Raw genomic sequence first — 7,582 nt, 5'->3', positions numbered from 1 at the left:
GAGCGTACCTTAACTTGGCAATTTCTAATGCTTCATTATTAGGATCTGTATCGTTTATATTTTACAAAATACTTTTTAATTTATTGTATTCTTCTACTGTAATTTCTCCCTTGGCTAAATGTATATCAAGTATTTTCTTTGGTTCATTCGCTTGGCAATCTTTAAATTCCTTTCATTGAAATTATTTATCAAAAAAATTGTTAACCTCTTTTCAACTTTATTTTAAAAACTAGCTTGGAAGTTGTATTTTAGTTTTTGGATTAGAAATTGAAGTTTTTGAAAGGAAGCAAAAATTATTATATAATAAAGTATGAACAATTATTCATATATTAAAACAAGGAGGAGATACCTATGAAAAGAGAGGGCAGCAAAATCCCAATCTGCGAAGTTAGCGTAATACATGAAGATATTATAAATAAAGTAAAAGAAGCTATGCCAGAGGAAACAAAACTGTATGACCTTGCGGAATTATTTAAAGTATTAGGAGATACTACAAGGATAAAAATTCTTTATGCATTATTTGAATCAGAAATGTGTGTTTGTGATATTGCTGTACTTCTTGGTATGAGCCAGTCTGCAGTTTCTCATCAGCTTCGGATACTAAGGCAAAATAAGCTTGTTAAATTCAGAAAAGAAGGGAAAGTGGTTTATTATTCTTTGGCGGATGACCATGTAAAGAAAATATTTGAACAGGGTTTTGACCATATTAATGAGTGAATCAGGAGAGGTGAATACTATGCAAAATAATAAAAGGCCTTTTGAGAGGTTTGGTTGTGGAAGTTGTGCCCGAGATGCAAAAGAAAGTTTTCTTAACGCAAATTGTGATTCTGATAGTTGTAAGCTTTCTTTTGAGAATGATGACTCTGATAAAGTATACAGGAGAATCATTCAATATGGGATTTCTGCTATCTTGTTTGCAATAGCATTGCTATTTAATTTATTGGGTTATATCAAATTTACCTTATTTTTCATAAGTTATATAATCGCAGGAGGAGATGTTGTCTTAAAAGCTACCAAAAATATTTTGAAAGGGCAGATTTTTGATGAGTATTTTCTCATGAGCATAGCGACAATTGGTGCTTTTGCTATTGGAGAGTATCCTGAGAGTGTAGCCGTAATGCTTTTTTACCAAATTGGGGAACTTCTGCAGGATATTGCTGTTGACCGTTCGAAAAGGTCTATTAAAGAGTTAATGAATATTCGTCCCGATTATGCCAACTTAAAAATTGGATATGAAATAAAGAGGGTTTCACCACAAGAAGTAAGACCGGGAGACGTCATCATAGTAAAGCCTGGTGAAAAAATACCACTTGATGGGAAAGTAATCGAAGGGGAATCGATGGTGGATACTTCTGCATTAACAGGAGAATCTGTTTTAAGAGAGGTTTATAAAGGCGCGGACGTTTTAAGTGGCTTTATAAATAAAAATGGACTTCTCACAATCGAAGTAACCAGAGAGTTTGCAGAATCAACTGTTTCAAAAATACTAGGACTTATTGATGAGGCTAGCAGTAAGAAAGCTCCTACAGAAAAATTTATGACAAAGTTTGCTAAATATTACACTCCTATTGTTGTTTTTTTGGCATTGATTATTGCAGTAATTCCTCCTTTAATTATACCAACAGCAACCTTCAAGGAATTTATATATAGAGCACTTATTTTTCTTATTATAGCGTGCCCCTGTGCACTGGTGTTGTCAATTCCTTTAAGCTTTTTTGCTGGTATAGGTGCTGCCTCAAAAAATGGCATCCTTGTAAAAGGAAGTAACTATTTGGAAGCGTTAAGCGATGTAGAAACTGTTGTATTTGATAAAACAGGTACCCTTACAAAAGGGGTATTTAAGGTAACGGAAATTAAATCTGTAAATAGTATAAGTAGGGATGCGCTTTTGGAATATGCGGCATATGCCGAAAGTTTTTCAAATCATCCTATAGCAGAATCCATTTTAAAAGCCTATGGGAAAGAAGTAGACAGAACTAAAATAAAAAAGTATGAAGAAATTTCAGGAAATGGCGTAAGAGCAAATGTAGAAGGAAAAGAGGTCCTTGTGGGCAATGCTAAATTAATGAAGAGGGAAAATATTGATTGTGTTACCGGTGACTCAACAGGTACTATCATCCATGTAGCTATAGATAACAAATACTGTGGCTATATCCTTATATCCGATGAAGTAAAAGAAGATTCCTCAAAAGCTATAGAAAGTCTCAAGAAGATGGGCATTAAAAGGATTGTCATGCTTACGGGGGATAACAAAACTGTCAGCGATAAAATCGCTGCTTCATTAAGGATTGGTGAAGTGCATTCACAACTTCTTCCAAATGAGAAAGTTGGCGTACTCGAGAAATTGTATGCTGACAATAAAAAAGGCAAGCTCATATTTGTCGGTGATGGCATAAATGATGCACCGGTTTTAGCGAGATCTGATGTGGGTGTTGCAATGGGTGGAATCGGGTCAGATGCTGCTATAGAGGCAGCCGATGTAGTTTTAATGACAGATGAACCGTCAAAACTGGTAACAGCTATAAAGATATCCAAAAGGACAAAGTTAATAGTATGGGAAAATATTCTTCTTGCATTAGGAGTAAAAGTAGTGGTTTTAGCACTTGGCGCTTTAGGGGTTGCTACAATGTGGGAAGCTGTGTTTGCCGATGTAGGTGTTGCACTCCTTGCCGTCCTTAATTCCTTAAGATTGCTTAATAAAAAATAAAAATATTATTAATTTTTAGAAAAGGAGGATCTGAATTATGGGTTTGTTTGGAGCTAAGGGTGAGACTATCGTCATAAATGTTAAGGGGATGACATGTAACCATTGCAAAATGTCTGTTGAAAATGCACTAAAGAAGTTAAATGGGGTATTTAAGCTTTGTTGACCTTGATAAAGGGAATATTACGGCAACATATGACCCTGCTAAAGTTTCTGTGGATGATATGAAAAAGCAATTATTGATACATGATATGAAGTGTAATACCTATTAAAAAATTTAAAGTGTAAAGTAGGAGGATGTTTTGTGGAATTTGTAAAACATCAGTGTTAACTTTTCTAAATAATTTACAACTGCCTAAGGAAAAGATATGTTGGGCGGCTTGGTACCGCCCATTCAGTTTAATAAGGAATAGCAATTTGGATACGTAAATGCACCTATTGATATTGAGATAAGATTGTGATACCTTAAAAAGAGAAAATTTATAATTCTTATCATAATACTCAAAATTAAGGTTCAAGGAATAGGAGCTGGATTTATTCCTGACACATTAAATCTTGACATTATCGATGAAATTATAAAGGTAAGAGAGATACTAAGAAGTAGAAAATAATAGAGAGAGGCGATTTTTGTGGATAGAATTTATTTAGACAATGCTGCGACTACAGCAGTTGATAAAAGGGTATTAGAGGCGATGTTACCATATTATAGTGACATTTTTGGTAATCCATCTTCACCGTATTCATATGGTCAAGAAGCGAAAAAAGCTATTGAAGAAGCGAGGGAAAAAGTAGCAAAAGCACTAGGGGCAGATTCTGACGAAATATATTTTACCAGTGGTGGGTCTGAGTCTGATAATTGGGCATTAAAGGGTGTAGCATATGCGTTAAAAGATAAGGGAAATCATATTATTACAACGGAAATCGAACATCATGCAGTACTTAATACTTGCCGATATCTTGAAAAAGAGGGATTCAAAGTAACATATCTTCCGGTTGACGAATATGGAGTTGTAAAACCTGAAGATTTAAAGAAGGCAATCACAGATAAAACAATCCTTGTTTCTGTAATGTTTGCCAATAATGAGATAGGTACAATTGAACCAATTGAGGAGCTTGTCAAAATAGCTCATGAGAAAAATGTATACTTTCATACTGATGCTGTGCAAGCAGTTGGTAATATACCAATAGATGTAAAAAAATTAGATGTTGATTTATTATCTCTATCTGCCCATAAAATATATGGACCTAAAGGCGTGGGAGCATTATATATAAAGAAGGGTGTAAAGATTCATTCGTTTATACAAGGTGGAACACAGGAAAAAAATAGAAGAGCGGGCACAGAAAATGTTCCAGGAATAGTAGGACTGGGGGAAGCGATAGAGCTTATCACGAAAAATTTGGATTGTCATATGAATAAACTTACATTTTTAAGAGATAAACTTATAAATGGAATATTAGAAAAAATACCATATGTGAGGTTAAACGGACATCCAACAAAAAGGCTTCCAGGCAATGTTAATGTATCATTTGAATTTATAGATGGCGAATCCCTTATTTTAAACTTAGATATGGCAGGAATATGTGCTTCAAGTGGTTCAGCATGCACTTCTGGCTCATTGGAGCCCTCTCATGTGCTTCTGGCAATTGGGCTCTCAAAAGAATTAGCTCGAGGGTCATTGAGACTTACAATAGGTAAAGATAACACTGAAGAAGATATAGATAAGGTTTTGGAAGCACTTCCACAAATTGTTAAAAGATTAAGGTCAATATCACAGATTGTATGAGAGAATGATTTTGGCTAGGTGCAAATGTAGCAGCTTTCCTCTTTACTGTACTTCGATTTTTCCACTGCGGGTGTTTACAATCCACTGGCATATGAAAAGTCTTAATCCACTTTTGCTGCTTTTTCTTGTTCACTTTTTAAGTATTTTCAGCCTTTCCTCCGGTTCTTATCCCTGTCTCCTATGTCTTTCGCTCTGTCTACCTCCTGGCAACACTTTTGAGTGTGAGGAGAAAAGATAAAATAATTGCATTCTTTCTGAACCATTCGGATAGCCTCGTCTGGAGGCAACGGTTTGCTGAAATAATAACCTTGAACTTTGTCGCACCCGCTCTCTACAAGATAATCAAGCTGTTCTTTTGTTTCCACACCTTCGGCAGTTACTCCGAGTTTCATCCTGTGTCCCAAGAAAATAATTGCATCAACAATAGCCTTATTTACTCCTACCTTTATATTACTAACAAACGACCTGTCAATTTTCAAACCATCAACCATAAATTTTTGGATGTATTTGAAAGAACTATTTTCCGTTCCGAAATCATCTATTATTATTTTGACACCTACCTCTTTCAAGCGATAAAGGTTTCTAGCTACCGTATCCATTGCTTCTATAAGGACGGTTTCAGTAATCTCCAGTTCTAAGAATCTTGGTTCAAGGTCAATCTCGTTTAGTATATCTAACACAACCTTTGCGAAATCAGGCTGCTGCAGCTGATGTACTGAAACATTCACCGAAACGCTGAAACCGGAATATCCCATATTAAGCCATTCTTTCATTTGCCTGCAGGCTGTCCTTAACATCCATTCACCTATAGATATTATTTGTCGTGTTTCTTCAGCAATTGGAATAAAATGAATGGGGCTGATCAGTCCTTTTTTAGGATGCTGCCACCTCAGGAGTGCCTCCATACTCGCCACTTTACCAGTCTTTATATCAACAAGGGGCTGATAGCACAAAAAGAACTGTCCATTTTCCAAAGCCACTCTTAAATCTCTTCTTATTGTATTAGCAACTTCGACTTCTTTCCTCGTAATACTGTCAAAGTATTGAAAACCATTTTTTCCATCTCTTTTAGCCCTGTACATCGCTATATCTGCATTTTTGACTATAGCTTTTTCATTTTTTCCATGGTCAGGATATATGGCAATACCTATGCTAATAGTGACATACAATTCATGATTATTGAACTTTATCGGTTGGTTGAAAAGTTCCAATATTCTGTTTGCCACCTTATTCGTATCTTCAATATCTATTATATCAGGCAATAAAATGACAAACTCATCACCGCCTACTCTGGATACCGTATCTGATTCACGCAGACACGCTTTCAGTTTCTTGGCAATCTTTTTCAACAACCTGTCACCTATATGATGTCCCAGGGAGTCATTGATAGTTTTGAAATTATCAAGATCGAGAAAAAACACTGCAAGTTTTTTCCCATTCCTTTTTGCATTTGCCATGGCAATTTTGAGCCTATCCATAAAAACCTCCCGGCGAGGGAGGTCGGTTAAAGGGTCATAGAATGCCATGTGTTTTAACTTGCTTTCCATCTGCTTCCGTTCAGTAATATCCGTGTGTGACCCTGCCATTCTTATGGCTCTGCCCTCTTCATTCCACAATGCCTTTCCCCTGCTTAGAACCCAAATATATCTACCGTCTTTTGTTTTGATCCTGTATTCGCACAAATAAAAAGGCGTCTTTTTTTCGAGATGATTACGTAGATTATTAATGACTGTTTTAACATCTCTGGGATGAATGAATTTAGTCCATGTTTCACGGTAGTTGTTTACTACTTCTTTATCTAAACCAATAATATCTTTCCATCTCTTGGATATGTATGCCGTATCCGTTATTAAATCCCAGTCCCATAGTCCATCACTTGCTCCTTCAACTACCAGCCTGTAGCGTTCTTCACTTCTTTTCAGTTCTTCCTGCTGCCTTTGTATTTCAATTAAGTTCTGCCTCAACTTTTCTTCCCGGGCTATAAGTTTTTCATTCATGGCGGAGAGCTCTTCCTGTTGAGCCATCAATTTCTCGTTTAAAGCAAGAAGATTACGATTTGTTTCTTCAAGTCTCCTTTCGGCATTCTTTAGGTCTGTAATGTCTATACCAGTGGAAACAATATAGTGGTTTCCTTCGTCATCGCAAATAATACTATTATGCCACATAATATAAATTTCTTTGCCGTCTTTCAAAACTATTGGATTTTCACATTTGTAATGAATGCTTCTATCTTCAGTATTGTCCAACTTTTCATTTATATGGCTTATCATCTCTCTGGGAATTATTAAACCTGCATCTATCTTTTCTGTTTGTTCTTCGACTGCTATACCAATTACAGCCTGGGCATATTTGTTGAACCAAACTACTCTACCATCCAATGTCCAGACTACTATAAGCATTTGCTCATTTTCAAAAATTCTACTTAAAAATTCTTCTTTCCTTTGAAGATAAGCAATTGATTCCTTTGATTCTTCAATAAAACTCTTATTTTTTTTCTCAATAGGAAATTTCTCACCATTCACCATTAATTTCTCCTTTCTGGACAACTATTCTTTCTGTCGGATGTATTCTTCGAAATAGCAGATTCATGGACGTGACTGCCGACGCTGTGTGATCCAGTTTCTTTTATGAAGATATTTTTGTCCAATTCGATTGTGTTAATCTCTTAACCTTGCCATTAATGGAAACCGAACCATTTGTGGAAATTTTTGCATTATAACGGTCTTTATCTATAAATGCAAGAACTCTTTTTATCTTTATTACCTTAATAGATATTTAAAAGAACAAGTTGGATTTAATCAATTTCGAGTGGACCATATAAAAAATAGGCAACTACTTCGGTCGCCTACTTTGATGACTACAAATTGGCAACCCAGCCGTCATAGCATCTGCATGACTCAGACCTGTAGCTTTGCGCCCTTACCTTTCGGTAGGTTTGCCTCTCTCATAATATCATTTTAGTAATTTAAAAAAGTTATGTTAAGTAGTTCGATGTTTTTTTACATTATTAGCTACTAAATTATTATATTCGACAAAAAAACCATAATTCCTTCGAAAATTAAAAAAAAAAAAAAAAAAAAAAAAAAAAAAAAAA

The 7,582-nt window shown here is 35.4% G+C and carries 4 protein-coding genes, 1 pseudogene and 1 riboswitch; of the genes and pseudogenes, 4 read left to right on the top strand and 1 reads right to left on the bottom strand.

Going from position 1 to position 7,582, the window contains the following annotated elements; all coding sequences use genetic code 11:
* The first annotated feature begins 351 nt into the window (after positions 1–351).
* The 4 genes and pseudogenes from I4N53_RS00335 (at position 352) to nifS (ending at position 4,488) form a co-directional block, all read left to right on the top strand.
* Positions 352–717: a helix-turn-helix transcriptional regulator gene (locus I4N53_RS00335; protein ID WP_013150878.1), complete on the top strand. Its 366-nt coding sequence runs from the start codon at positions 352–354 to the stop codon at positions 715–717.
* A 19-nt stretch (positions 718–736) separates the two neighbouring features.
* Positions 737–2,707, top strand: coding sequence for a heavy metal translocating P-type ATPase (locus I4N53_RS00330; protein WP_214495311.1), 1,971 nt, complete (start codon positions 737–739; stop codon positions 2,705–2,707).
* Between the two features lie 37 nt (positions 2,708–2,744).
* A pseudogene (locus I4N53_RS12585) lies at positions 2,745–2,976 on the top strand (cation transporter).
* Positions 2,977–3,333: 357 nt separating this feature from the next.
* Positions 3,334–4,488: a cysteine desulfurase NifS gene (nifS, locus tag I4N53_RS00320; RefSeq protein WP_214495310.1), complete on the top strand. Its 1,155-nt coding sequence runs from the start codon at positions 3,334–3,336 to the stop codon at positions 4,486–4,488.
* Positions 4,489–4,634: 146 nt separating this feature from the next.
* On the opposite strand, the gene I4N53_RS00315 is transcribed toward nifS, so the two are convergent.
* Positions 4,635–7,013 (bottom strand): bifunctional diguanylate cyclase/phosphodiesterase, encoded by a 2,379-nt coding sequence (locus I4N53_RS00315; RefSeq protein WP_214495309.1) that lies wholly within the window; start codon positions 7,011–7,013, stop codon positions 4,635–4,637.
* Positions 7,014–7,351: 338 nt separating this feature from the next.
* Positions 7,352–7,438: riboswitch (cyclic di-GMP riboswitch) on the bottom strand.
* Between the last annotated feature and the right edge of the window lie 144 nt (positions 7,439–7,582).

Origin of the sequence: Thermoanaerobacter sp. CM-CNRG TB177 (genome assembly GCF_018588165.1) — a bacterium.
In the GTDB taxonomy this organism is placed as follows: domain Bacteria; phylum Bacillota; class Thermoanaerobacteria; order Thermoanaerobacterales; family Thermoanaerobacteraceae; genus Thermoanaerobacter; species Thermoanaerobacter thermocopriae.
Note: the sequence above shows the minus strand (reverse complement) of the source record. Positions and strands in the feature narration are given on the sequence as shown.

Bases quoted from the DNA above. Each gene is read 5' to 3' on its own strand.
- I4N53_RS00315 (WP_214495309.1), bottom strand. From the start codon at position 7,013: ATGGTGAATGGTGAGAAATTTCCTATTGAGAAAAAAAATAAGAGTTTT.
- I4N53_RS00330 (WP_214495311.1), top strand. From the start codon at position 737: ATGCAAAATAATAAAAGGCCTTTTGAGAGGTTTGGTTGTGGAAGTTGT.
- I4N53_RS00335 (WP_013150878.1), top strand. From the start codon at position 352: ATGAAAAGAGAGGGCAGCAAAATCCCAATCTGCGAAGTTAGCGTAATA.